We start from the raw sequence: 24,642 nt of genomic DNA, 5'->3' as shown, positions 1-24,642 counted from the left end.
CAAAAAGGACTCATAAGAGCCCTTTTTAAATCAAAGTGTCACATTAAAACGCTAGTCCTCTGGGACTGCCTTAGCTGAATCGTTGTTTTCATAAACAAGCAATGGCTCAGACTCCCCTCGAATGACAGCATCGTCAACAACGACTTTACTGACACCGGGTTCTGACGGTAAACGGTACATAGTATCCAACAGCACTGCCTCCATGATTGAACGCAACCCACGAGCACCGGTTTTTCGTTCCATAGCTTTTTCCGCAACAGCATCCAGTGCGTCGTCTCTGAAATCCACCTCAACATCTTCCATTTCAAACAGCTTGGCATATTGCTTAACCAAGGAGTTCTTTGGCTCTTTCAGGATTTGAACAAGCGCCAGCTTATCCAACTCATCGAGTGTGGCAATGATTGGTAACCGGCCAACAAACTCAGGAATCAACCCATATTTCACCAGGTCTTCCGCTTCAAGCTCTTTCAGTGTCTCACCGACATTTTTGCTGGAATTCTTGCTGCGTACTTCCGCACCAAAGCCGATCCCACCTTTTTCGGATCGATCCAAGATAACCTTATCCAGGCCGGCAAAGGCACCACCACAGATAAACAGGATGTTTGACGTATCGACCTGTAAAAACTCTTGCTGAGGATGCTTACGACCACCTTGAGGAGGAACAGAAGCAATAGTGCCTTCGATCAGCTTTAACAATGCCTGCTGAACGCCCTCTCCAGACACATCCCGAGTAATAGAGGGGTTATCCGACTTACGCGAAACCTTATCAATTTCATCAATATAGACAATGCCCTGTTGAGCTTTCTCTACATCGTAGTCACACTTTTGCAACAGTTTCTGGATGATATTCTCTACGTCTTCTCCGACATAACCCGCTTCGGTCAAAGTCGTTGCATCGGCGATCGTAAAGGGTACATTTAGCAACCTTGCCAAAGTTTCCGCCAATAGGGTTTTACCGCTACCCGTTGGCCCAACCAGCAGGATATTACTCTTACCCAGCTCAACATCATCTTTGGACTTTTTCTTTCCACCCAAACGCAACCGTTTGTAGTGGTTATATACAGCAACGGCAAGGACTTTCTTCGCACCACGTTGACCAATAACGTACTGATCTAAGGTCTCAGAGATTTCTTGAGGCGTAGGCAGTTTATCGCCAGAAGTCTCGGCACTGCTTTCCTGAATTTCTTCCCGAATAATGTCGTTACAAAGATCGACACATTCATCACAGATAAATACCGACGGGCCAGCGATCAATTTGCGTACTTCATGCTGACTCTTTCCGCAGAAAGAGCAGTACAGCAACTTGCCGTTATCGTCGTTATCACCACTATGGTCAGACATTAAGTCTCTCCAACTTTCTAAAACTTTGCTTTGATAAGCTTAAATGTAGCCCAATAGACATATTTCAAGGGCGAACTTAGCAAAATCAAGGCAGAATTGCGAATATCTATGCCACAAATTACTGGTAGCACACTATCTTAAGACGTTTACCGGCTTGATATTAGGCAAAAATCAGGCCTAAGCTTCGGTACCACGCATACTAACAACTTCATCAATTAACCCGTAAGCCTTTGATTCTTCTGCGCTCATAAAGTTGTCACGCTCAGTATCTTTGGCAATTTGCTCAATGGACTGTCCGGTATGGCCAGCCATGATACGGTTCAAATTCTCACGAATCTTAAGGATTTCTTGCGCATGAATGTGAATATCTGACGCTTGGCCCTGCGCACCGCCAGAGGGCTGATGGATCATTACTCTAGAGTTTGGTAAACAGTAACGTTTCCCCTTAGCTCCAGCCGTTAATAAGAAGGCACCCATGCTACATGCCTGACCAATACACATTGTACTCACATCGGGCTTAATAAATTGCATAGTATCGTATATAGATAGCCCCGCAGTCACAGAACCACCAGGGGAATTGATATACAAGTGGATATCTTTATCAGGGTTTTCTGCTTCCAAGAACAAAAGCTGGGCAACCACCAGGTTTGCCATATGGTCTTCGACCTGCCCAACCAGAAAAATTACGCGCTCTTTTAATAAACGAGAATAAATATCGTAAGAACGTTCACCACGAGCTGTTTGCTCTACAACAATGGGGACTAACGAATTCACAGTTTCAAGTGATTTGTTACCAAGCAAGTCAATTTTCGACATAAATTGTTCCGTATCCTTAACAAATTTTACATGGCGCCCTAGTTATCAATGCAAAAAATAATGATATTAACAGTAAGGTCGCAGGATCATCTCTTATATGCTACAGCCACTTATGCTTTAGCTTAACCTTGAACGAGATATTTCGCCAATAAAATCAATAGCTTTTGGAGGTGAAGAATTCAAATACCTTGGGATATGGTTTTTTTTAACTCAGCTTGCCCAATCATTAAACAGCACCAAAAATCCAGGGCCTGATTTCGTTTTAAAAAAATCCACACATTCTACTAAGGTATTATTATTCAGATAAAAAAAAAGCTAGGAAGCCTGACACCTCCTAGCTTTTTTTAACTCTTTTACTTTAGGCTTCTTCTTTTTCCAGAGGCTTTATAACCTCATCGTAAGAAACTGTTTTATCAACAACCTTGGCCTTTTCCAGCAGAAAATCAACAACTTGATCTTCCAGTGCGGCCGCTTCCACGCTTGCCAACAATTGCTCATTGCTGAAATAGTAATTAACAACACTTTCCGGGTCCTCATAGGATGAGGCAGCTTCTTCGATAAGCGTTTTAACCTTGTCTTTATCTGCAACAAGCTTTTCTTTACTTACGATTTCAGAAACCAACAACCCAAGAGCAGTTCTGCGTTCAGCCTGCTCTTTAAACATGTCGTCAGGAAGAAGAGACTGAATATCAAGATTTTGCGCTGCCTGACCATATTGCTGGATCATCTGGTTACGCATTGCATTAATTTCTTGCGAGATTAATGCTTTCGGAATATCAACTTCATTTGCTTTCAAAAGAGCATTCATTACCTGCTCTTTTGTTTTCGCTTTAATAGCCTTCAGCTTTTCCCGCTCCATGTTTTCTTTAACATCTTCACGGAAACTAGCTTCGTCACCTTCTACACCGTATTTTTTGAAGAATTCTTCGTTCAACTCTGGCAATTTTTGCGCGCTTACAGCATTAACCGTAATCTTGAACTCAACGGCTGCACCTTTTAGGTCTTCCGCGTGATAATCCTCAGGGAAAGTCAGCTCTAAAACTTTTTCCTCGCCCGCTTTCATCCCGATAATGCCTTTTTCAAAACCAGGAATCATACTGTCTGAACCAAGCACCAAGTTGTGCCCTTTAGCAGAACCACCTGCGAACTCTTCGCCGTCTTTTGTACCAACAAAGTCAATATTTACCCGGTCAGTCTTTTTCGACTTACGCTTTACATCGCTCCACTCAGCCTGACTTTTGCGTAAAACTTCGATCATATTGTCGACGTCTTCGTCACCGATCTCAGCGTTGTAACGAACAATTTCGGACTCTCCCAAACCATCAACCGTTACTTCGGGGTAAACTTCAAATGTTGCTACAAACTCAACATCTTTACCTTCTTCAAGCTGTTTCGCATCAATTTGAGGCTGGCCGGCTGGGCGTAATGACTCTTTTTGAACCGCTTCGTAGAACGATCGGTTAATGGTATCGCCAAGAACTTCTTGACGCACACCGGCGCCAAAACGGCTTTTGACAACTTTCATAGGAACTTTACCTTTACGGAAACCGTTGATACGTACAGTTTTGGCGGCTTCTTTCAGGCGTTTCTCCACTTCCTGGTCAACTACGTCGGCAGGAATACCTACAGTAACTTTTCTTTCTAAACCGGTAGTTGTTTCAACTGAAACTTGCATTTTGTTCCTCGTGAAGTAAGAGAGTAGTGTTATTAGTTAAATCTGGGGGACTACCTTTGCCATTCTCATTACGACAGGCATTTCACCCAGTTCAGAATTTGCTCTGACGTTTAAGGGCGCGCAGTATACACAAATGAAATAAAAAGTGCGACTAGAAGAAAGACCCAAAATTGGGGCGACAAAACTACTGAGAGTATCTATTGAGATTTACCAAGATGGTGCGGTCGGAGAGACTTGAACTCTCACGCCTTGCGGCACTGGAACCTAAATCCAGCGCGTCTACCAATTCCGCCACGACCGCGCTATGAAAAGCATTTAGCCTAATAAGCTAATCTTCAAACTTAATCTAAGCCATTGATTTTCAATGATAAATCAATCAAAAATTGGCCTCTCATTTGAAGAGGCGGGCATTCTGCCACAAGCTTTTCATCTGAGCAACAACAATTTTCAATTTCTTTAGTTTAATCGCTCTAGGACGGTGGTAATGCCCTGCCCCAGGCCTATACACATAGTCGCAACGCCAAGAGCTTTATCCTTATCCTGCATTACCGACAGTAATGTCCCTGTAATCCGGGTTCCGGAACAGCCAAATGGATGTCCCAAAGCAATAGCGCCCCCGTACAAATTCACTTTTTCATCCATTACATCCAAGAGCTTTAAATCCTTTAACACTGGTAACGCCTGAGCGGCGAACGCTTCATTCAACTCAACAATGTCGATATCTTCAATGCTCAAACCGACCTGTTTGAGCGCTTTCTGGGTTGCCGGAACTGGCCCATATCCCATAATTGACGGATCCACCCCTGCCAGCGCCATGCCACGTACTTTGGCTATGGGGGTCAAACCTAATGCCTGCGCTTTCTCCCACGATAAAACTAACATCGAAGATGCCCCATCCGTTACCTGAGAAGAGGTTCCCGCTGTTACAGTTCCACCTTTCGGGTTGAATACTGGCTTAAGCGTTGCCAGCACTTCAACTGTTGTTTCCGGTCGAATCGTCTCATCGTGTTCGACGAGCATTAACGCACCATCTTCATCGTGACCATTTAACGGGATAATCTCTCGGGAGAACTTTCCCTCTTGAGTTGCTTTAGCTGCAAGCTGATGAGAGCGAGCACCAAATGCATCCATTTGCTCTCTACCAATGCCATGTAAAAGGGCAAGATACTCCGCGGTTAAGCCCATTGAACCGGCGGCCTTGGCTACAGACACGCCCAACGCCGGGTTCGGGTCAACATGCTGATTCATATCGATATGCCCCATATGCTCAACACCGCCAACCAGATAAATATCCCCTAAACCGGCTTTTATGTTGGCTGCGGCAATATGAAGAGCAGACATAGAGGAACCGCAAAGTCGATTAACTGTTTGCGCCGGAATTTCGTGGGGAAGCCCGGCTCGAAGCAATATATTCCGGGCGACATTAAAACCCTGCTCTCCGCGCTGCATAACGCACCCCCAAATAATGTCATCGATCTCTTTAGAATCAATACCGGGGTTTCGCTCAAGTAAACCATTTATTAGAAAAGCGCTCATATCATCGGCGCGCAAGTGTCGGAAACACCCATTTTTTGCACGCCCCATTGGGCTGCGCGCATAATCAACAATAACCACGTCTCTTGCTTGTAAACTCATGCTCCGCTCCTCCTTAGGCTGCGCGATAATATTTTGCATGTGCGGCGGCCATCTCTGACATGCCCGCTGTCACCTTATATAGCTCGCCCAGATGAGCGTAGGGTTCCGCCATAGTAATAAAATTGTCGATACCCATATTATCAATCCAGCGTAACAAGCCTCCCCTAAAGGGTGGAAACCCTAACCCATAAACCAACGCCATATCCGCCTCAGCAGCCGAATCAACAACCCCCTCTTCGAGACATCGCGCTAACTCAGTTGCCATGGGAATCATCATTCGCGCAACAATCTCGTCTTCTGAAAAATCCTTTTTCTCAGCATATTCTCCAGCGAGTAATTGATAAGATTCATCCGTAACCACCTTCTGTGGTTTACCTTTCTTATCCAACTCGTAATTGTAAAAACCTTTCTTGTTTTTTTGCCCGAGACGCTGCGCCTCGAATAATATATCTGTCGCAGATTTATAGGTTCTTCCCATTCTTTCGGGGAAGCCTTTAGCCATGACCGCTTCTGCATGGACTCCGGTATCCACCCCGACAACATCCATTAAGTAAGCCGGCCCCATTGGCCATCCCCAACGCTCCATGACTTTATCCACTTCCTGAAAGTCAGCGCCATCACGCAGAAGCATGCTAAAACCAGAAAAATAAGGGAACAAAACCCGATTTACCAAAAATCCAGGGCAATCATTTACGACTATTGGCTTTTTCCCCAAGGCATTGGCATAAGCCACCGTTTTTGCCACTGTAGATTCTGCTGTTTTCTCACCCCGGATAACTTCAACTAAAGGCATTGCATGGACCGGATTAAAAAAATGCATCCCACAAAATTTATCGGGATGTTTTAACTCTGCAGCCAGATGAGAAATAGAAATAGTCGAAGTGTTGGAACAAATTATCGTATTTTCAGATACATGTTTTTCCACGTCAGCCAATACAGCTCGTTTCACTTTCGCGTTTTCCACAACAGCTTCAATCACAATATCCGTTTGATCAAAACCGCTATAAGCAAGTGTTGGTTCGATTTTATTTAATACTTCCGCCATTTTTGAGGCAGTCATCCTTCCACGTTCAACCCGCTTGTTTAATAATTTGGCCGCTTCAGATAAGCCTAAATCCAAACCATCCTGAGCAATGTCCTTCATTTTTACAGGGATGCCTTTATAGGCAGACTGGTAGGCAATACCCCCCCCCATAATCCCTGCACCAAGTACTGCAGCTCGTTTTATTTTTTCGCCAGATTCTTTTTCATACTGCTTGGCTTTTTTATTGATTAACTGGTCATTAAGGAAGATACCCACCAAGGCATGGGCGACAGGAGTTAACGCCAATTGAACAAAAGCATTCCCTTCCACAACTAACGCTTCGTCCCTCCCCATTTTTGATGCATCCTGCATTGCCTGAACCGCTGCAACAGGCGCTGGATAATGCTTTCCAGCCTGTGACTTCACAAACATTTTTGACGTCTCAAAAGACATTAGCGATTCAATGTCATTGATTGGCAACGGTGATTTTTTTTGCACTTTGCGTTCTTGGAAATTCAGCTTGCCAGCTATCGCTCTCTCCAACATATTAATGGCTGACCCACGAAGCTGCTCCGACTCAACCACCGCATCAACAACACCTGCTTTCAACGCAGGAAGGGCATCATAGTTTCGCCCACCAGCAATCCATTCAACAGCAATATCAACACCTGCCACGCGGGGTAGACGAACCGTTCCGCCCCAGCCGGGAATAATCCCCAACTTAGTCTCAGGTAAACCCACCTGTGTACCATTGCTCATTACGCGATAATCACAGGACAGACACACCTCCATGCCGCCGCCCAAAGCAAACCCGTTAATCGCTGCGAGACTTGGTATAGTCAGATCTTCAATTCGGTTAAAGCACGCATTTACCCGATTTAAATAGCCGCGAACAATGTCTCCACCCTGAGTAAAAATTGGGCCAAACTCAGTTATATCTGCCCCAACAACAAATACTGATTTGCCGCTAGTTAAAAGCAATGCTTTAGCATCCTGAGTGGTCTCAACTACGGTGAGAGCTTCCCCCAATTCATCAAGGGTTACGGAGTTAAACTTATTGACAGATTCATTTTTGAGATCAAAACACAGTTCAATAATTCCTGACTCTAACTGTGTTAGCGATAAAGTCTGACCTTGGTAAAGCATGACAACCTCAGCATTCCTAAAAAGGTTAGAAAGTAAGCAAACCTATTATTAATCGCACTCACTAAAAACGCGACAGCCACAATATACAGTCCTTTCCCGCATATAGAACGTAGCATGATTTAACTAGTATAGATTTACACTAGCCTCAAGGTTTTATTACCTTAAGGCTTAGTCAAGTATGGATCAGAACGATAATGATTTACAGTTGATTTAGGAAAGAAAATCACTGTCAATTTGCGATGTTAATCGCCAAATGAGACGCAGACCACAGTACAGTCTTTATCGGTTGCGTTTAAAAAGGAGTGAGAACGTAGAAGAGAAAAATAAAAACCATCGCCAGGTTTTAACTCATAAACGGTTCCTTCCAGATGCAGTTCAATTTGCCCATCAATAACCATTCCTCCGACGTAGCCATTTTTAACCATCCATTCTGAAGTGACTTTCGCGCCAGGAGAATAAACCTGCTGCGCGAGAAAAACCCCTTTATTGTCTGATCGGTTTATAGGCAAAACCCGATAATCAACTGCATCCTTTTCAACATGCACGAGCTGGTCATAACGAAACACCGGCGGCGTAATATCAAGCGAGTCAGAAAAAAACTCCTGCAGAGACATCGGAATCGCATTCACAATTTTTTCCAATGATGCGATTGACGGACTGACTTTACCCTGCTCAATCATGGATAAAGTACTATTGGTCACTTCAGCACGGCGCGCAAGCTCCCGCTGAGATAAGCCGTGAATTTTTCTTACAGTTTGTAATCGTGTGCCAACAGTTTCACTACAACCAGTATCCACCCCATCCGGAGTTGCTTGTTCGGACAACAGATTAGAAATTGGCATCGCCCTTTACCCTTTTGTCAGTTAGATTTTATTTATTTTTTGAAACCAGACAATCCTTCATCGTTTTGTAATGAAATTGTAGCTTTATATCCCGGCATGCATACATTTTCTTTACTGACTTGAATTGAATCCTCATCAAGCAGGTTATTACCAAATTCATATATTGGGCTTAGCTTGCCAAGATCAGCATCCTGACAATACTGACTGGCCATTGATTCCACCTGCTCTCGCTTATTTTTATACTCTAACAGCTGACTAGAACTATAGTGGTTCGCGAGATAACTGTCGACTACTGACGGTGAAAAAACTGTCGCTGTAGCGTTATTTCCGCCAAAACCTTTTGAATTTAAAAATGCGACTTGCGCACCTTTTTCACCCAACTCATTGTCAGTTTTGCGAATATCTAAACGGGCAGAAAAAACATCATCAGCAACGGAATCAATCGTCTTAATGCCAGGCAAAATTCCTCGAGCAAATACACCTAAACTCGCAGCTATTTGATCCCCACTGGCTGGCCCAAGAGAATGCCCCACATAACTTTTTACAGCCGCCACGGGCCAATTTTGAATACCAAATGCTTCTGCAACCTTATCAAATATCTTCGATTCCGTGACACGGTTTTGCGGTGTACTTGAACCATGCGCCTGAACAAAGCTTCCATTTTTTACAGCTTCCTCACCCAATAGGGTGTTTGCCAAACCTACGGCACGAGCCATGGTAATGTAGTTACCAGCACCAGGAGCTGAAATAGATTTTTTAAAGCCGTCAGCATTGACATAAACACCAGGCACAGCACCATATATCTGCGCGCCCATTTCGATAGCCAAATCATCAGCCATAAGCACGATGTATTGACTGGACTCAGCCAAGGTAAAGCCACAGTTTTCACTGAAAGGACGACTGGCTCGTCGATAATCAGGTACATCCACCTGATCCAGTTTTCTTAAATTATCATCGGTTGCCAAAGCGCTCATCGCCGCGTAACCATCGATAACTTCAGGAAGAATAGGTGCTTCGCTACATCCGACAACAGCAACCTTCTTTCTCCCCATCCGAATCTCTTCGACCGCCTGCCGCAAATTGAAAAGAAAAGTTGCACATGCTCCGGTCACACCACCAGTTGAACCCAAGCTTCCCAGAATATAGGCATTAACGAAATCCGCTGGCATGGTGTTCATGCCAAGAGGAAGCTGTTTGGACGTCACCCTCGCACCATTTTGTCTCGCCTGCATCATTCCACCAAAACCAGACTGATCCAGCTGACTCATGACACTACTGGCATAAACCGCGACCTGATCCGGGGAGATTTTCTTGGCAACATTGGACCATTTGATTCCCATGGACCGCACAGCATCTGAGGCACCCAAAACAGTCAATTGCAGGCCTCTTGGATGATGCATCGAACGATAATGATCTGCGGGATTAAAACCAGAAGGAAGCTGACCCGCGGATTGGACTGCAATTGGAGAATGGCTGTTCACCCGTACGGACTGATTCCCCATAAGGGTTACCTGAAACTGTCGATCATCCCCTGCCACTGGCTCAACGTGCCAGTGCTCAGGTATTGCTTCTGGCAGCTCACGTGCACTCAACACAAAACGAACAGGATCAGATCCAGAGCTTCTTATCGGAAAAGTCTTACCAAAGGGAGCTTTTTCAACATCAAAATAGGTTGGCTCTATACGTCGAACCAAAGAACCAAGCAAAATTTCCTGCTCGTCCGCTCCAGGCTTTCCCATTATGTGTGCTAGCGAGCTAAGTGTTTTCGCCCTATCGGCCTCACCCAGGCTTTCCAATATCATTCGTTCATATGCTCGGTGAAAAGAGCTTCTGCCCGCAGCATTGTAACCACCAAACCCGACAATTAATGGTAAGAAAGACGTCATGACCTGTGCCTATATTCGTTATTAAGCAATCAATATTGAGAATGGGATTCTATTCAGTTAAATTACCATCGTCTCGGGCATATCAGCCGTTTAACCATGGCAAAACAGCCAAAAATGCAGACTGGAGAATAACTGGAGAATATATGGCACTAAAGGTAGCTTTTGTTGTTTGCGAAAAGATGCTGGCGACCAGTCTTACCCTTCCCTTGGAGCTACTTCGGGCAGCAGAAGATATCGCCAAAACAAAACCCAAAGGCAGCACGCAACGCCAACAACTATCGGTCCAAGTGATTTCAGATATTAATGAAAGCGTAACCACTCATACAGGGATTCGCTTCGACACAGACAACAGCATTGATGACGCTGGCGAGCTGGATCTTATTTACCTGCCCGCACTATGGAGAAACCCAAACACCGTTATTAATAGACACCACAGGCTCATTGCCTGGCTCCGTGATCAATACGAAAATGGTGTCACAATAGCCGGGGTCGGAACCGGTTGCTGCTTTATGGCTGAAGCCGGCATATTAGACGGCAAACCTGCAACCACACACTGGCATCACTTCGACTTTTTTCAAAAAAAATATCCTCAGATTAACCTGAAACGCCAGTACTTTATTACCCAGGCAGGTAATCTCTATTGCACCGGGAGCGTCAACTCTCTAGGGGATTTGACGGTTCACTTCATTCAAAAATACTTTTCCAGAGAGGTCGCCACTCATGTAGAACAACATTTTTTTCACGAAATACGCCGAGCCTACGAGAAACCCAGTTCACTTATCGAAAGCAACAACAGCCATCCAGACGAAGAAATTGTTCAAAGCCAAATATGGATTCAGTCCAACCAAAGCAAACATATTTCAGTGCAAAACCTGGCTGAGCAATTTGGTATGAGCATGCGAAGTTTTAATCGTCGCTTTAAAACTGCAACCGGTGTTTCCCCCCTTACCTATGTTCAGCAAGTACGAATGGAAACAGCAAAGGACTTATTAAAAACCACCAATTTAAGCATCGGAGAAGTAATGGACAAAGTGGGTTACCATGACGGCTCTTACTTCACCAACTTATTCAGAAAAATACATGGTACTACTCCAAGCCAATACCGCACAACAGTGAGAGCAAAACTGTTCAGTTTAAACACTTAACTCATTCCTTACTGAAGATAAATGCATCATTAGCAACACGCTGCAACGAAACCCTGGCAGAAAACTGCCGCTGTAACGCTTCCATTAACCAAAGCAACGTTTCCCATGAATAAAAACTGATGTGCGTAGGGTCATTTTTATAGTGCCATTGGGAAAAACGTTCAGGACTTTCCACGAGCTTAGTCATCAGACCCAAATGGCCTCCACTATCTAATATCGACCAAAGCAAACGAAATGTCTCCCAGGGCTGGGCAAGGTGCTCAACAACTTCAGTTGCGGTAATAAAATCATACTGCGTTGTCGTTAAAGCAGAATTATCTGGGTAATAGAACTTATCGTACAACGTGACTCTATGTCCCCGCTCTTCAAACATAACCGATAACGTAGGACCTGGCCCGCAACCAAAATCCAAGCCAATAGAGTTACTCCGAAGAAGCTGATTTAAAGGGTGAAACAATCGACCAAGAAACACTCGATAGCCATTATCATCCGGCGAATTCTGGTGTTTATCATATTCCCCTTTTTCGGCATCCAGATTCAGGTGGTACTCACTCGGTACAAAAACCAAGTGACAGCGCACGCATTGACGGTAGCACCGCTTTTTATCTTGATGAAAATCAACGAGTTCAAGACCACGACACAAGGGGCAGTAATTAAACATAACGCGCCACAGCAGTAATTATGAAGTACATACAAAACAATGCTACTTAAATCAAAAAAGGCCACCCTTGGGTGGCCAATAGCTATGCAGACAACTATTCATTGGACAACAGCTTACACATTAGATGCATATTGACGTTATGCAACGCGATCATTAATGCCTTTAACTGTTGCTCCCTGGTTTTCAATTGATGCTGATGATGCATCTCTAATTTCAATCGTACGGGGTTTCATCGCTTCAGGTATTTCCCGCACTAAGTCAACGTGCAACAAACCATTCTGAATAGAGGCATTCACGACTTTTACATAATCCGCCAATTGAAATCTTCGTTCAAAATTTCGCGCAGCAATACCTTGATGAAGAAACTGCTGCTGTTCTGTTGATGGTAATTTCTTGCCTGTAACGGTTAACGTATTTTGTTTTGCTTCAATATTTAATTCAGATTGATCAAAACCAGCAACAGCCATAGTAATTCGATATTGATCCTCACCCGTTAATTCAATATTGTACGGGGGGTAACTTGGTTGACCTTGATCGTTGCGACTTAACGCATCCAACATATTTGCCATACGATCAAAACCAATAGCAGAACGGTAAAGTGGTGATAGGTCAAATTCTCTCATTGTATTATCCTCATTTGAGCAATAAATTAGGGGCTTATCAAATGATCAAGCCAGAAGTATTATGCGGACAAATCATGTTTATCCGTTAGCGAACTGCTTATCAAGCCAGCTCATTAACAGATATATGGCCACCCAAAACTTTTTCAAGAAAAAAATTTAAAAAAATGCATTTGGCGATTTTGACACTGACTTTCAGGCTCCACGGCTGCAGCTCTCTCAAAGAAAAGCGCCATAGAATAAGCGGCATAAAAGAGAAGTTCTCACGGGTTACATCAGTCGCGGGATGCGAGAGTCACTATCACGACTCCTGGCAGATGTGCGAGTTGAGTTTCGTTGCCATATCCACGACTAGAAAGACAGTAGAGTCCAGCCTGACGACCATTGTTAATTACGCAGAAAAAGAAATGGACGCAGAGTTACTCGACCATAAAATGGAGTGGATTTAAAAATTTCCTCCCTGCGAATAATCTACTCTCACCCGAGCTATTATTTGTGCTACGTCAAATCACCTTCGGACCAAAGGAGTAGCATAATTCTGACTTAGCACAAAAAGTTTTATCGCTTAGTTTATAAGACCATAAGAACATAATTGAATATTCTTAAAAAGTTCTTGAATTTTTTGTGGCAGACGCCATGATAAAGATGTGGGCCCAAGAATTTATACCTTCAATCAAAACGGCACCAATGGAGGTTTGCCTATGCTATCGAACGCAGAAGTTGTCTACCGCGACATTGATTCATCTCCTGCACTCAGCGAGGTAATAGAAAAGAAAATACAAAAACTTCATCGCTTTTCAGATTCCATCATGCACAGCCGTGTTGTCATTGACACACCGCACAAACATAAGCACAAGGGAAAGTTATTCAGAGCTTCCATCGAACTTGGAATGAAAGGATCTCCCATTACAGTTAGCCATGATGACCCATCCGTTCATGTTGCAGTAAGAGACGCCTTCTTAGCAGTAGAACAAAAGCTGAAAAAGGAAGAAAGTAAACGTAAAGTATAAACAACCATCTTCAATTGAGTTGCCAATCGCAGCTCGGGGCCTGTGAAAAAGGCCCGTCCAAAACGGGAAGTCCATAAGCGACTTCCCGTTTTAACATTCCCCTACCCCATTAAAATTCTTGTAGCACATAGGTTATTTTTTGCCTAAAATCCGCGCTCCATGACCCAGGTCACAGGTATTTCCTGCGACCTATTGTATTCACTTAAAATTCTTACCAAGAGTACGGAATTTGAACAATCCAGATAACAAAAAGTGGTCCAGCCGCCTATCAAACGAGCTCTACGGTGTAAATGAGTGGGGAGCTGACTATTTTAGCATCTCCGATTCAGGGGAGATATGCGCCCTACCCATGGTAGATGGTGCTCGAAAAGAGCTTTCCTTACTTAAACTCGTCGAAGATTTACGAGAGCGTGGGACAGATATGCCCGTTCTGCTGCGCTTTGAAGATATCCTCGAAGAACAAATCGGCCGTTTAAACCAGGCGTTTAACCATGCCATAACCTCAATGGACTATAAGGGACAATACCGTGGCGTTTTCCCGATTAAAGTCAACCAGCAATGTCATGTTATTGAGGAAATTGCCAAAGTCGGCGCAAAGTACGGCCACGGTCTGGAAGCTGGCTCTAAAGCCGAATTGCTTATTGCACTGTCTCACATTGAGTCAGAAGAGTCCTGTATTGTCTGCAATGGCTATAAAGATGAAGAGTTTATCGACCTCGGCTTACATGCCTGCAAAATGGGCTATAAATGCTTCTTCGTTGTAGAGACACCCGCAGAACTATCTATCATCATTGAACGCAGTCAAATTCTCGGGATTCAACCACTGATCGGTGCCCGGGTAAAATTAGCCTCGATTGTTAGCGGGCATTGGAACGCAACCAGCGGCGACCGAAGCATCTTTGGCTTATCCATTGCTCAGCTGGTCGAGATGGTCGACGCGTTAAAAGCGGTGGATATGCTGGATTGCCTGAAACTGTTGCACTTTCACCTCGGCTCCCAAATCCCAAATATTCGAGATATTCGTGGCGGCGTAATTGAAGCCTGCCATGTGTATATGGATCTAGTTGAGGAAGGCGCTCCGATGGGCTACCTCGATTTGGGAGGAGGCTTGGCCGTGGACTACGACGGCTCAAAAACCAGCCAAATTCATTCGAGAAACTATACCCTCGACGAATACTGCACCGACGTTGTGGATGTCATTATGTCCACATTAGACCCTGAGGGCATTCCTCACCCAACCATAGTCACAGAATCTGGACGAGCCACTATCGCCTACTCCTCGGTACTGCTTTTTAACGTGCTGGATGTAGCCAAATTTGAACCAGGCCCATTGCCAGAAACAATCCCGGAAACCGAACACAAGCTTATTCATGACTTACAGGAAGCCCTTGTTTCAGCACAAACCAAAAACCTGCAAGAATGTTACAACGATGCGGTCTTCTACCGGGATGAGGTTCGCGAACTGTTTAAACGTGGCCAAGTGTCATTGCGTACACGTTCCATTGCCGAAAACCTGTTTTTAAAAATCATGCACCGCATTATTAAGCTTGCAGATAAAAGCCAGCGAGTGCCACCAGAGATCGAAAACCTCAAGGGTCAGCTGGCAGATATCTATTACTGCAACTTTAGTTTGTTCCAGTCGCTTCCTGATATTTGGGCGATAGATCAAATATTCCCAATCGCGCCAATTCATCGCCTGAATGAAAAGCCGACCAGGGAAACCATTATTGCGGATATCACCTGTGACTGTGACGGGAAGATCGATAGTTTTTCCAATATGCATGAGACGCGAAGCACTCTGCCCCTGCACGAACTAAAAGAGGGTGAAGAATACTATATCGGTGCCTTTTTGGTCGGCGCGTATCAAGAAACCCTTGGAGACTTGCATAATCTCTTTGGTGACCCCAATGTAGCCAGTATTCGAGTGAATACAGATGGTAGCTACGATTTTGCCGATGAGATAGAAGGTGACCAAATCGCCGATGTTCTAAGCTACGTGGAATACAGCCCGCAGACAATGAAAGAGCGATTTAGAAAACTTGCCGAGAAAGCCGTGCGAAAAGGCCACATTAGCGCAAGCGAAAGGCAAAAAATCATGAAAGCTTTTTCTGACAGCTTATCGGGCTACACCTACTACGAAAAAGAATAACACTTAATGAAGAATGCCGCTGTTTGCTCGGCAAACTGGAGACAACCATGAAAAAAGTACTGATTGTAGGCGCCGGCGGCGTCGGTGGTGTTGTGACACACAAATGTGCTCAATTACCAGAAGTGTTTGGCGAGATTATTCTCGCCAGCCGAAATGAAGACAAGTGCAAAAAAATTGCCGCACAACTAAAACGTGAAATTAAAACTGCTCAAGTCGACGCCGATAACGTGGCAGAGATGACCGCATTACTTGAAAAAGAAAAGCCGGATCTCGTCATTAACGTGGCACTTCCCTACCAGGATCTTCACATTATGGATGCCTGCTTAAATGCTGGCATTGATTACCTGGATACGGCGAATTACGAACCACCGGAAGAAGCCAAGTTTGAATACAGCTGGCAATGGGCCTACCAGGATAAATTTACTAACGCCAACCTTACTGCATTGTTAGGCAGTGGTTTTGATCCAGGTGTAACCAACGTATATACCGCGTATATTCGTAAGCATTATCTTGATGAGATTCATGAACTGGATATTATCGACTGTAATGCCGGTGATCACGGCCAACCGTTTGCCACCAATTTTAACCCCGAGATCAATATTCGCGAAGTAACAGCGAAGGGTCGCTACTGGGAAAATGGTCAATGGGTTGAGACCGACCCTCTGACAGTCAACCAAGCTTACGACTTCCCAGAAGGTATTGGCGAAAAACAAATCTATCTGATGTACCACGAAGAGCTGGAATCCATCACCAAGCACTTCCCTGAAATCAAACGTGCACGCTTCTGGATGACTTTCTCGCAAAACTACCTGAAGCATTTGGAAGTCTTACAAAATGTTGGAATGACAGGAATCGAGCCCGTTAAATATGAGGGCGTGGAAATTATTCCTCTTCAATTTTTAAAAGCCGTATTACCTGACCCATCCAGCCTAGGCCCACTGACGAAAGGTAAAACCTGTATCGGCTGTGTCGCTAAAGGCATAAAGGACGGGAAAGAAAAAATCGTATATGTGTACAACATTTGTGACCACGAACAATGCTACGAAGAAGTGCAGTCACAGGCCATATCCTACACCACCGGTGTACCAGCTATGATCGGAGCCAAAATGATTCTGGAAGGAAAATGGAAGAAAGCCGGCGTATGGAATATGGAGCAGTTTGATCCAGACCCATTCATGGAAGACCTGAATAAATATGGCCTACCCTGGACCGCTGTTGAGTTGGACTCCACAGGGTTAAATTCATAAATGGGCAAATTGAAAAAAGTACATTTTGGTATGGGGGAGCAAGAACTGGTTACAGAGGCTCTCCCCTCGCCTTGCTATATCGTTGATGAGCACGCAATTAAATCTAACCTGAAAATTCTTGCAGATATTCAGGAGAGAAGCGGAGCCAAAATTCTGCTCGCACTTAAAGCTTTCTCCATGTTTGCTGTTGCCCCGTTAGTCAGTAAATATTTACATGGTGTATGTGCCAGCGGGCTGAATGAAGCAAAACTGGGCAGAGAAGAATTCGGTGGCGAAGTACACACCTACGCTGCTGCATACAAAGAAAGCGAACTTCTGGATATCGCCAAGTTATCCAACCATATGGTGTTTAATTCTTTCTCCCAATGGGAAAGATTTAAAGACACACTTATACAGTACCAAAAGCAACACCCTGGTATTGAATACGGTTTGCGAATCAACCCGGAACATTCAGAAGGGGCAACGCCAATCTATGACCCCTGCTCCCCGTGTTCGCGTATGGGCATTCCTCTAAAGCACTTCAAGGACCAGGACCTAAGTGGCATTAGTGGCATACATTTCCATACGCTGTGTGAACAAAACTTCGCACCGTTAGAACGTACACTGGATGTAATCGAACACCGCTTTGGCCACGTTTTAAAGAATATGAAATGGGTCAACTTCGGTGGTGGTCACCATATCACTCGGGAAGACTATGATCGGGAAGCCCTAATACGCCGAATCAAAGCGTTCCAAAAAAAATACAAAGTTCAGGTCTACCTTGAACCCGGCGAAGCAATTGCCCTAAACAGCGGCATCCTGGTAGGAGAAGTTCTGGACACCATTCACAACGGCATGGATTTGGCCATTCTGGACATTTCCGCCACCTGCCATATGCCTGACGTGCTGGAGATGCCCTACCGACCGAGTATTCAAGGCGCTGGCGAACCGGGAGAAAAACCCTATACCTATCGACTGGGTGGGCCTAGCTGCCTGGCTGGCGACGTGGTTGGCGACTACAGCTTTGAACATCCGCTGCAAATTGGGGATAAATTGGTGTTTGAGGACATGGCGATATATACCATGGTAAAAAACACCACATTCAACGGCATTAACCTGCCTGCCATTGCTTTGTGGAACAGTAAGAACGGTAAGCTAAAATTAGTGAAAGAGTTTGGCTATTCCGATTTTAAAAACCGACTTTCCTAAAGCCGCTGTGTTAGCCTAGTACTCTGAGCGAAAGCCAAATATGAATTTGAACTGGGTTAACACCGCCGAATGTCAGATAAATCCGAGAAGCTTCACTGCCCCCTGGGGGAGAACGATTGCCCAATATTTGAACACGTCGATCAACTTAAGCAACAGGTTGAAAACCTAAGCAACGAAGTACGCACCGACCACCTTACCGGCCTCTACAATCGACGACATCTCACCTTCGCTCTAGAACAAGAGATAGAACGAACACAAAGAACTGCCCAACCAACAACACTGGTTTTGCTCGACCTCGACCACTTCAAACAGGTCAACGATACCTATGGCCATATAGTTGGGGATAAAGTACTCATTCATTTGGCCAATATTCTCAAGGCAACGGTTAGAAAACTGGATATCCCCTGCCGTTACGGCGGTGAAGAGTTTGCAGTCATACTGCCTTCCACATCCGTATTCGTTGGCGCGCAAGTCGCGGAACGCATTCGCCAAGTGGTTGCCAACTCCCCCCTTCAGATAGATCAGGAAACCCTACACATCAGCGCAAGCCTTGGGGTGGATGCCCTTTCCCCCAACTGCCTTGAATCGCCACAAGAACTGATTGATCGAGCAGACAAGCAACTCTATCGAGCCAAAAAACAGGGTAGAAATCAGGTTTGCCAGGCAACACAAGACATCGCACCATCCGCTGTCAGTGTTACTCCAAGCGAACGGGATGCGCTATTTAATTCCCCCGAAGACTAATCAAAACGTCTTTCGCATACCTGTTTTGACATTGGCGTTTGACCAAATACATTCACCAAACGGGTAAATTCCTGATAGTTATCGCTTTTACAAACCTGCTTGGCAATATTCTCTTTCGCCAAGTCTGATAAAACCCACCCAATGGGTGCCACGCCGGCTTCTTCCGGTAACGCATTCAAATGAAAGTGATAAAAGCTGTTTAAACAGCCTTTATCAATATCTTCACAAATGTTCGTGCTTAACTCTTTGAACGCCAGAATGCCCCGCGATTCCCTCGCATTCGCTAACCCCAACACCGGAGCCAATACTTGGTTGGCGATTTTGGCGGGATTAAAATTTTGAAACACAGAGTTAGCCTGATAGTCTTCTCGCGTGAGCGTGACATCATTTGAAATCATAACCACAGCAATAGGAATCTCTTTTTCTGCGGCTTTTTTCCGAATAACACCTAACAATTGTTTTAATGTTTCCGCACCATAGTTTTCAAAATAACCCCCATCCAAAACGTGGCCACGTAATGGAGAACCGAAACCACCGGCCGGACTGACATAAGGGAAGCGCGCCGCATTATGGGCAATTGTCGAGGCACGATATTGATAGCCCGGCGCAGCGTGATAAAAATCAATCGCATTTTTAAACACATGAGATTCCAAGGTAAACGGTGCGGCAATAATTCGCTTACCGGATTCCTCATGGGTACTGTTAGAAATCATAATCGGTAACCAGGCTGGCTGGGCACTGCAATAGGTTTCTGGTTTTCCGTCATATAGTTTTAGATAAGGCTGGTTTAAACAGTCCTGGCCAAAGTGATCTTTAAGTGCAAGCGCCCATGACTCTTCCAACGCACGAGAGCGATCGGGCAATCCAATAAAAGGAAAAAAACTGTGCGCCAAATCCGCGTACAACCAAGCGGCCATTAACGGCGACAAGAAGTCCGTACCAACCGCATACTTTAATTTATCCTCAAACACGCCAATCTCTTCAGCGGTAATCGCGTGCTCAGCACCTAAGGCCGAAACATAAAACATGCCACCAACCGCACCACCGGACACACCCGATATTGCAAAGACATGTTCATGAAAAGCCTTAACATTTTCCTCCAGCGCACCCAACAATAGCGCAGTCCAATAAGCAGAACGACTACCACCACCGGCAGTGGCCACTAAAACCAGAGGCGGACGGGATTCACCCTCAACAACAGGGTGCTGCGCTTCGTAAAAATCCAGCCACTGATCCCAATATTCATGTAACGGTCTTCGTTGATCAGGCTCTCCTGGCAAGATACGGACGTTGTGTTCAAAAAAGACCGTGCCCACAACAAAGATCCAGAGAAAAATCAGTGTCACAGCAGGAACACCCAAACGATCTGAGTGATAGACAATATGGCTGCCAATTGGCACGATAGCTCCAAGACCAAAAAAGATTGTCCCTCCAGGACCCAACAACCAGCCCATGTGAACAGGCGAGACAATGGAGTAAAGCAATAAAACCAGCAATATGGTCCAAATCATTAATCGCAGCTTTAAACCACCCTTCTCCGATAACACACAAAAGCCCAGTGCTTTTATCCGTGTCCTAAAATGTGCAAATACGTAAAACACTATCCCTAAAGGCAGTAGAAACCAGCCGAGAACATCTTGCTCTGCATTAAAAGCAACATAACTAGCAACTAAATAAGCAATTAACGCATACATACGAGGAAGATGATCAATGTAAGGCGAGCTTAAATCGATTTTAATATCTTCCAGATACAGGTCCCCAGCCTTAGCTCGATCAATTAGATCATTAAGAATAAACCTGGCCCAGCCCCAGCTTTGAGTCGCCCACCAGATAATACCCAAGACAAAAAACAGACCATGAATATGCCACAGGTTCAGGCCAATAAAGATATCAAGCGTTTGATCGCCAGCAGTATAGGAGAGAATAAAAAGTAAAATAACTAAGGCGCTGAATCGGGTCTTACTGATTAAAAAAGAGAGGATTCTCAACTGCATCCAAATTGAGTAACGGGTTCTTTCCTCTTTCACAATTCAACTCCTCGCCCTGTTTTTACAAACGGTATTCAATCTAGTAGGTAGTGGGCGTCAATAATAACGTTATTGTCTCAAATGCTCCATTTTTATTACTTATTTACCGATTCGGCAGACACAGCCACCCCACTGTAAATCCTGTGCTATAAATTTTAAGGAATCATTTTTTTACGGCATGAGCTAATAAATGAAGAATACGGAAAACCAAAGCTACTTTGTCGTTGCCGCTATCGTTGCCGCAGAACTCCATAAAGCGATGAAAATCGCAAATGAAATATCACTCACAGCAAGTAATGCCAGAGCATTAGCTTTAAGAGCCGGCCAAGGTGCCGCCGGGTTTCGAGCAATCACCGATTTCATCGACGAACTTGCCCGTGTAACCGTAAGTGCCTCACAAACCATCAACAGGCAAGCCATACTCATAAGCCGTATGGCTTCCGATACGGCACGAGCTGAATCCGCTTTGGCCCGTTTCAATGCGGCAATACAAAAAGCGGAAGGTGCGAAATACGTATCAAGTATCGACAAACCAGTAAAACGTACACGTGACTATTACGACGATATCAATAAAAAATTTACCAAAGGGGTCTGGAAACTCACTGACCAGCTGAACGACTTAGCACGGGAATTGAGAACCGCTACAGTACTCTCTGCCATGTCCAGAGTTGAAGCATCTCAATCCGGCAAAGAATACGAACAATCTCTAAATGTCGTCGCCGAAAATGTCGCCAGAGCGGCGGAAGAAATTCAACATCATGTGAAAAAATCCCAATCCCTGTTTAACGCCTTAGCATAATAATCCAAGGGAATCATTCAATGCTAACAAAGCAAATTTATAACGGTAGTACACACCAATGGTTTATGTTCGGTAGAGATCCGGAAAAACCCAGTAAGATTATCGACACAAATCAGTACATGATACGAACTGCTCGCAATGCCCTGTTAATGGATCCTGGCGGTATTGAGCTTTTTTCTGCCATGCTCGCTAACATTGTCAAGCAGGTACCTCTTGAGCAAATCACGCATTTATTTGCCTCCCACCAAGACCCAGACATTATCTCTTCTCTTGGTTTATGGGACAAAGCTCTGGAGGGAAGTACACTACATGCCCCTTGGTTATGGGAAGGGTTTTTGCGACATTTCGGGATGGAGAATATTGAATACGCATCAATTCCCGACGAGGGGGAAACATTGACCATTGATGGACTGAGTTTTCAATTTATTCCCGCCCATTATTTACACGCGTCAGGTAATTTCCACGTATACGACCCACAGGCAAAGATTCTTATGTGTGGGGACGTGGGGGCAGCATTAGAAGCAGACAACGCACCATTGGAAGTCGATGACTTTGAAGAACACATAGGCAAAATGAAACTATTTCATCAACGCTGGATGCCTTCCAATCGGGCCAAAAATGACTGGGTTAGTCGAGTGAGAAAACTCGAAATCAACAAATTATGCCCGCAACACGGACGCATGTTTTCAGGTGACAATGTGAAAAAGTTTCTCGACTGGTTCGAAGGCCTGGAGGTCGGTACCGCCATATAACCATCTTAGTTATGAAATATGGCTAACCCATCGCAACGCATAAGCCAGATATAGCAATGCAGCGCCAATACTTGCCGGATACATTTTATGGCCAATGTCTTCATTGGCCATTTTCATTATGGAGGCATAATACAAAAACCAGCCAATCACAACCTGAAAAGACAACACGAAAACTGCATCATACCTTGGCGATTTAAAACTATAAGCCGCAACAATACCGAGAGCCAACACCCCAGACACAGCAACAATAAGACCGATATATTTAGAAACCTGATATTTACTCATAATGTATTTTTAACAAAAAATGATTCTATTTCACGGGGTTCATTGTAACAAGCTTGCCCGTTTTACTGCCTCGATTATTTAATAGTAAATAAATAACCCCCTTTGGCCCAACGGCGACATCTCTTATTCTTCCACGGTTTTTTAAGATGATACGGTCTTCTTCTATAGAATTCCCTTTTACGTCTAGTAAATGTAATTCTTCGGATGCCATACCACTCACCAGTAAACGATTCTTCCACAAAGGGAACGCCTCGCCCGAATAAAAATCGATATCGGAAACAGCAATTGACGGCACCCAATAGTGGAGCGGGTCCACCATACCCGGTTTTGAGGTATGGGCTGTCATCGGTGTGCCGTTATAGTTCATTCCGTGTGTCACAACCGGCCAGCCATAATTCTTTCCTTTCTCCACAATATTGATTTCGTCACCCCCACGAGGCCCGTGTTCGGTAATCCATAATGTTTTTCCATCCCGAGCCACAGTCATTCCTTGCGGGTTTCTGTGTCCGTAACTCCATATTTCGGGTAACGCACCTTTTTGATCAACAAAAGGATTATCCTTAGGAACTCGACCGTCATCGTGCACACGAAAAATCTTGCCATTTGGCTTATCCAACTGCTGCGCCAGTGCCATATCCCCCCGGTCACCAATACTAAAGAATAGATAACCATCGATAATCGCTAAACGAGAACCGAAATGCACACCAGCAGATGTGTGAAACTTGTCATCCAGTTCAAAGATTGTTTGCTGATCTTGCCATTGACCATTTCTTATCTTTCCCCGAATAATTTTTGTTATGCCTTTATCCCGGCCGAATAATTTTGGTTCGACACTGTGGCTGTATGACATATAAATCCAACCATTGTTTAGATAGTCAGGGTGTAAATATACATCTAACAAACCACCCTGCCCGTGCTGCCATACGTCTGCAACGTCGATTATCTTGCGTTTTTTCTTATCAGAGATTTGCCATAGAGACCCGGATCTCTCAGTCACCAAAATGCTTCCATCAGGTAAAAATGCCATTCCCCACAAAACGCCATTCAGTTCCGCCAGTGTGGTCAACGAATACTTGTGCCCCGAAGCTTCGATAACACCATTTTCAGGTGCAAGCTCTGCCTGCATCTGTGTTAACGATGCGGCCTTGGTTTCTTCTCGAATTAAAATCACCAGACTACGCACGTCTTCATCTGTCAGTATTTTTCCCCACGCAGGCATCCCCATATCAGGCGCGCCATATTTGATTACCTGAGCAATATCCTCATCACGACCACCATACTTCCACTCATTATCAATCAAGGAACTGCCTGAACCCCCAGATAGATTTTTACCGTGACACCCTGAACAATGGGTTTGATAAATATTGGTCACATCAGCATAACTAATGCTGGCAATCAAAAAAGAAAAGCTCAATAAAACTCTTCGTACAATACTCATCTTATTTCCCCTTCCAGGAACACCCTATTCACATAGATATGACAATGCAACTAATACAGAAGCTCAACATAAAAGCCCACACAAACCATGGAATATCGGCCTTTTCTCTAATAACTTATACCGCATTCAATCACACCCTGGGCATCTGAATCAATTGGCTCGAAACAGCTAAAAACACTAACGATTAAAATCGGCTTTATTCTCTAAAGAAA

The 24,642-nt window shown here is 44.5% G+C and carries 21 protein-coding genes and 1 tRNA gene; 9 read left to right on the top strand and 13 right to left on the bottom strand.

Annotated features, from left to right (window positions below):
• Positions 1-51 precede the first annotated feature (51 nt).
• The 8 genes from clpX to P5V12_RS06905 all read right to left on the bottom strand — a co-directional run bounded on the left by clpX (position 52) and on the right by P5V12_RS06905 (position 10,365).
• Positions 52-1,341, bottom strand: a complete 1,290-nt coding sequence (gene clpX, locus P5V12_RS06940; protein ID WP_316956622.1) for an ATP-dependent Clp protease ATP-binding subunit ClpX — start codon at positions 1,339-1,341, stop codon at positions 52-54.
• Positions 1,342-1,518: 177 nt separating this feature from the next.
• Complete coding sequence (clpP, locus tag P5V12_RS06935; RefSeq protein ID WP_316956621.1) at positions 1,519-2,157, bottom strand: ATP-dependent Clp endopeptidase proteolytic subunit ClpP; 639 nt, start codon at positions 2,155-2,157, stop codon at positions 1,519-1,521.
• Positions 2,158-2,515: 358 nt separating this feature from the next.
• On the bottom strand, positions 2,516-3,832 hold the full coding sequence (tig, locus tag P5V12_RS06930; protein ID WP_316956620.1) for a trigger factor: 1,317 nt from the start codon (positions 3,830-3,832) through the stop codon (positions 2,516-2,518).
• Positions 3,833-4,048: 216 nt separating this feature from the next.
• Positions 4,049-4,133, bottom strand: a tRNA-Leu gene (locus P5V12_RS06925).
• Positions 4,134-4,288: 155 nt separating this feature from the next.
• Positions 4,289-5,467: an acetyl-CoA C-acyltransferase FadA gene (gene fadA / locus P5V12_RS06920; protein ID WP_316956619.1), complete on the bottom strand. Its 1,179-nt coding sequence runs from the start codon at positions 5,465-5,467 to the stop codon at positions 4,289-4,291.
• Between the two features lie 13 nt (positions 5,468-5,480).
• Positions 5,481-7,637 carry a fatty acid oxidation complex subunit alpha FadB gene (gene fadB, locus P5V12_RS06915; RefSeq protein WP_316956618.1) on the bottom strand — a complete coding sequence of 719 codons (2,157 nt, stop codon included), beginning with the start codon at positions 7,635-7,637 and terminating at the stop codon, positions 5,481-5,483.
• Between the two features lie 242 nt (positions 7,638-7,879).
• Entirely contained in the window at positions 7,880-8,479 is a 600-nt protein-coding gene (locus tag P5V12_RS06910; RefSeq protein ID WP_316956617.1) for a helix-turn-helix domain-containing protein, read from the bottom strand.
• 32 nt (positions 8,480-8,511) lie between these two features.
• On the bottom strand, positions 8,512-10,365 hold the full coding sequence (locus tag P5V12_RS06905; RefSeq protein ID WP_316956616.1) for a beta-ketoacyl synthase: 1,854 nt from the start codon (positions 10,363-10,365) through the stop codon (positions 8,512-8,514).
• Positions 10,366-10,508: 143 nt separating this feature from the next.
• Between P5V12_RS06905 and P5V12_RS06900 the strand changes: the two genes are divergently transcribed.
• Complete coding sequence (locus tag P5V12_RS06900; protein WP_316956615.1) at positions 10,509-11,510, top strand: GlxA family transcriptional regulator; 1,002 nt, start codon at positions 10,509-10,511, stop codon at positions 11,508-11,510.
• Position 11,511: 1 nt separating this feature from the next.
• On the opposite strand, the gene P5V12_RS06895 is transcribed toward P5V12_RS06900, so the two are convergent.
• Both P5V12_RS06895 and P5V12_RS06890 read right to left on the bottom strand, forming a co-directional pair.
• Complete coding sequence (locus P5V12_RS06895; protein ID WP_316956614.1) at positions 11,512-12,171, bottom strand: class I SAM-dependent methyltransferase; 660 nt, start codon at positions 12,169-12,171, stop codon at positions 11,512-11,514.
• 137 nt (positions 12,172-12,308) lie between these two features.
• Positions 12,309-12,794, bottom strand: a complete 486-nt coding sequence (locus P5V12_RS06890) for an Hsp20 family protein (protein WP_316956613.1) — start codon at positions 12,792-12,794, stop codon at positions 12,309-12,311.
• A gap of 164 nt (positions 12,795-12,958) precedes the next feature.
• Here P5V12_RS06890 and P5V12_RS06885 point away from each other — a divergent pair, with 164 nt between their 5' ends.
• From P5V12_RS06885 to P5V12_RS06860, 6 genes are all read left to right on the top strand, one after another.
• Positions 12,959-13,240: a DUF503 domain-containing protein gene (locus tag P5V12_RS06885; RefSeq protein WP_316956612.1), complete on the top strand. Its 282-nt coding sequence runs from the start codon at positions 12,959-12,961 to the stop codon at positions 13,238-13,240.
• A 252-nt stretch (positions 13,241-13,492) separates the two neighbouring features.
• Positions 13,493-13,801: an HPF/RaiA family ribosome-associated protein gene (locus P5V12_RS06880; RefSeq protein WP_316956611.1), complete on the top strand. Its 309-nt coding sequence runs from the start codon at positions 13,493-13,495 to the stop codon at positions 13,799-13,801.
• A gap of 229 nt (positions 13,802-14,030) precedes the next feature.
• Positions 14,031-15,950 carry a biosynthetic arginine decarboxylase gene (speA, locus tag P5V12_RS06875; protein WP_316956610.1) on the top strand — a complete coding sequence of 640 codons (1,920 nt, stop codon included), beginning with the start codon at positions 14,031-14,033 and terminating at the stop codon, positions 15,948-15,950.
• Positions 15,951-15,997: 47 nt separating this feature from the next.
• Positions 15,998-17,197, top strand: a complete 1,200-nt coding sequence (locus P5V12_RS06870; RefSeq protein WP_316956609.1) for a saccharopine dehydrogenase family protein — start codon at positions 15,998-16,000, stop codon at positions 17,195-17,197.
• Positions 17,198-18,385, top strand: a complete 1,188-nt coding sequence (gene nspC / locus P5V12_RS06865; protein ID WP_316956608.1) for a carboxynorspermidine decarboxylase — start codon at positions 17,198-17,200, stop codon at positions 18,383-18,385. It abuts the gene before it with no gap.
• 69 nt (positions 18,386-18,454) lie between these two features.
• The gene (locus P5V12_RS06860) at positions 18,455-19,129 is read left to right on the top strand and encodes a GGDEF domain-containing protein (RefSeq protein ID WP_316956607.1); all 675 of its coding nucleotides are present in this window, start codon (positions 18,455-18,457) and stop codon (positions 19,127-19,129) included.
• Here the strand turns inward: P5V12_RS06860 and P5V12_RS06855 are convergent.
• A complete protein-coding gene (locus P5V12_RS06855; RefSeq protein ID WP_316956606.1) occupies positions 19,126-21,156 on the bottom strand; it encodes a hypothetical protein in 2,031 nt (676 codons plus the stop codon). The two genes, P5V12_RS06860 and P5V12_RS06855, sit on opposite strands and share 4 nt — an antisense overlap.
• A gap of 190 nt (positions 21,157-21,346) precedes the next feature.
• Between P5V12_RS06855 and P5V12_RS06850 the strand changes: the two genes are divergently transcribed.
• Positions 21,347-21,955: a chemotaxis protein gene (locus tag P5V12_RS06850; RefSeq protein WP_316956605.1), complete on the top strand. Its 609-nt coding sequence runs from the start codon at positions 21,347-21,349 to the stop codon at positions 21,953-21,955.
• A gap of 20 nt (positions 21,956-21,975) precedes the next feature.
• Positions 21,976-22,707 carry an MBL fold metallo-hydrolase gene (locus tag P5V12_RS06845; protein ID WP_316956604.1) on the top strand — a complete coding sequence of 244 codons (732 nt, stop codon included), beginning with the start codon at positions 21,976-21,978 and terminating at the stop codon, positions 22,705-22,707.
• A gap of 9 nt (positions 22,708-22,716) precedes the next feature.
• Here P5V12_RS06845 and P5V12_RS06840 read toward each other — a convergent pair whose 3' ends face one another.
• On the bottom strand, positions 22,717-22,992 hold the full coding sequence (locus P5V12_RS06840; protein ID WP_316956603.1) for a hypothetical protein: 276 nt from the start codon (positions 22,990-22,992) through the stop codon (positions 22,717-22,719).
• Between the two features lie 25 nt (positions 22,993-23,017).
• Complete coding sequence (locus tag P5V12_RS06835) at positions 23,018-24,430, bottom strand: PQQ-dependent sugar dehydrogenase (protein ID WP_316956602.1); 1,413 nt, start codon at positions 24,428-24,430, stop codon at positions 23,018-23,020.
• Between the last annotated feature and the right edge of the window lie 212 nt (positions 24,431-24,642).

Source organism: Teredinibacter sp. KSP-S5-2, from assembly GCF_032773895.1.
GTDB lineage: Bacteria > Pseudomonadota > Gammaproteobacteria > Pseudomonadales > Cellvibrionaceae.
Note: the sequence above shows the minus strand (reverse complement) of the source record. Positions and strands in the feature narration are given on the sequence as shown.

What these genes read in the sequence shown, in the direction of transcription:
- clpX (WP_316956622.1), bottom strand. Translation starts at nt 1,341, where the DNA reads ATGTCTGACCATAGTGGTGATAACGACGATAACGGCAAGTTGCTGTAC.
- clpP (WP_316956621.1), bottom strand. Translation starts at nt 2,157, where the DNA reads ATGTCGAAAATTGACTTGCTTGGTAACAAATCACTTGAAACTGTGAAT.
- tig (WP_316956620.1), bottom strand. Translation starts at nt 3,832, where the DNA reads ATGCAAGTTTCAGTTGAAACAACTACCGGTTTAGAAAGAAAAGTTACT.
- fadA (WP_316956619.1), bottom strand. Translation starts at nt 5,467, where the DNA reads ATGAGTTTACAAGCAAGAGACGTGGTTATTGTTGATTATGCGCGCAGC.
- fadB (WP_316956618.1), bottom strand. Translation starts at nt 7,637, where the DNA reads ATGCTTTACCAAGGTCAGACTTTATCGCTAACACAGTTAGAGTCAGGA.
- P5V12_RS06910 (WP_316956617.1), bottom strand. Translation starts at nt 8,479, where the DNA reads ATGCCAATTTCTAATCTGTTGTCCGAACAAGCAACTCCGGATGGGGTG.
- P5V12_RS06905 (WP_316956616.1), bottom strand. Translation starts at nt 10,365, where the DNA reads ATGACGTCTTTCTTACCATTAATTGTCGGGTTTGGTGGTTACAATGCT.
- P5V12_RS06900 (WP_316956615.1), top strand. Translation starts at nt 10,509, where the DNA reads ATGGCACTAAAGGTAGCTTTTGTTGTTTGCGAAAAGATGCTGGCGACC.
- P5V12_RS06895 (WP_316956614.1), bottom strand. Translation starts at nt 12,171, where the DNA reads ATGTTTAATTACTGCCCCTTGTGTCGTGGTCTTGAACTCGTTGATTTT.
- P5V12_RS06890 (WP_316956613.1), bottom strand. Translation starts at nt 12,794, where the DNA reads ATGAGAGAATTTGACCTATCACCACTTTACCGTTCTGCTATTGGTTTT.
- P5V12_RS06885 (WP_316956612.1), top strand. Translation starts at nt 12,959, where the DNA reads ATGCATTTGGCGATTTTGACACTGACTTTCAGGCTCCACGGCTGCAGC.
- P5V12_RS06880 (WP_316956611.1), top strand. Translation starts at nt 13,493, where the DNA reads ATGCTATCGAACGCAGAAGTTGTCTACCGCGACATTGATTCATCTCCT.
- P5V12_RS06870 (WP_316956609.1), top strand. Translation starts at nt 15,998, where the DNA reads ATGAAAAAAGTACTGATTGTAGGCGCCGGCGGCGTCGGTGGTGTTGTG.
- nspC (WP_316956608.1), top strand. Translation starts at nt 17,198, where the DNA reads ATGGGCAAATTGAAAAAAGTACATTTTGGTATGGGGGAGCAAGAACTG.
- P5V12_RS06860 (WP_316956607.1), top strand. Translation starts at nt 18,455, where the DNA reads ATGTCAGATAAATCCGAGAAGCTTCACTGCCCCCTGGGGGAGAACGAT.
- P5V12_RS06850 (WP_316956605.1), top strand. Translation starts at nt 21,347, where the DNA reads ATGAAGAATACGGAAAACCAAAGCTACTTTGTCGTTGCCGCTATCGTT.
- P5V12_RS06845 (WP_316956604.1), top strand. Translation starts at nt 21,976, where the DNA reads ATGCTAACAAAGCAAATTTATAACGGTAGTACACACCAATGGTTTATG.
- P5V12_RS06840 (WP_316956603.1), bottom strand. Translation starts at nt 22,992, where the DNA reads ATGAGTAAATATCAGGTTTCTAAATATATCGGTCTTATTGTTGCTGTG.
- P5V12_RS06835 (WP_316956602.1), bottom strand. Translation starts at nt 24,430, where the DNA reads ATGAGTATTGTACGAAGAGTTTTATTGAGCTTTTCTTTTTTGATTGCC.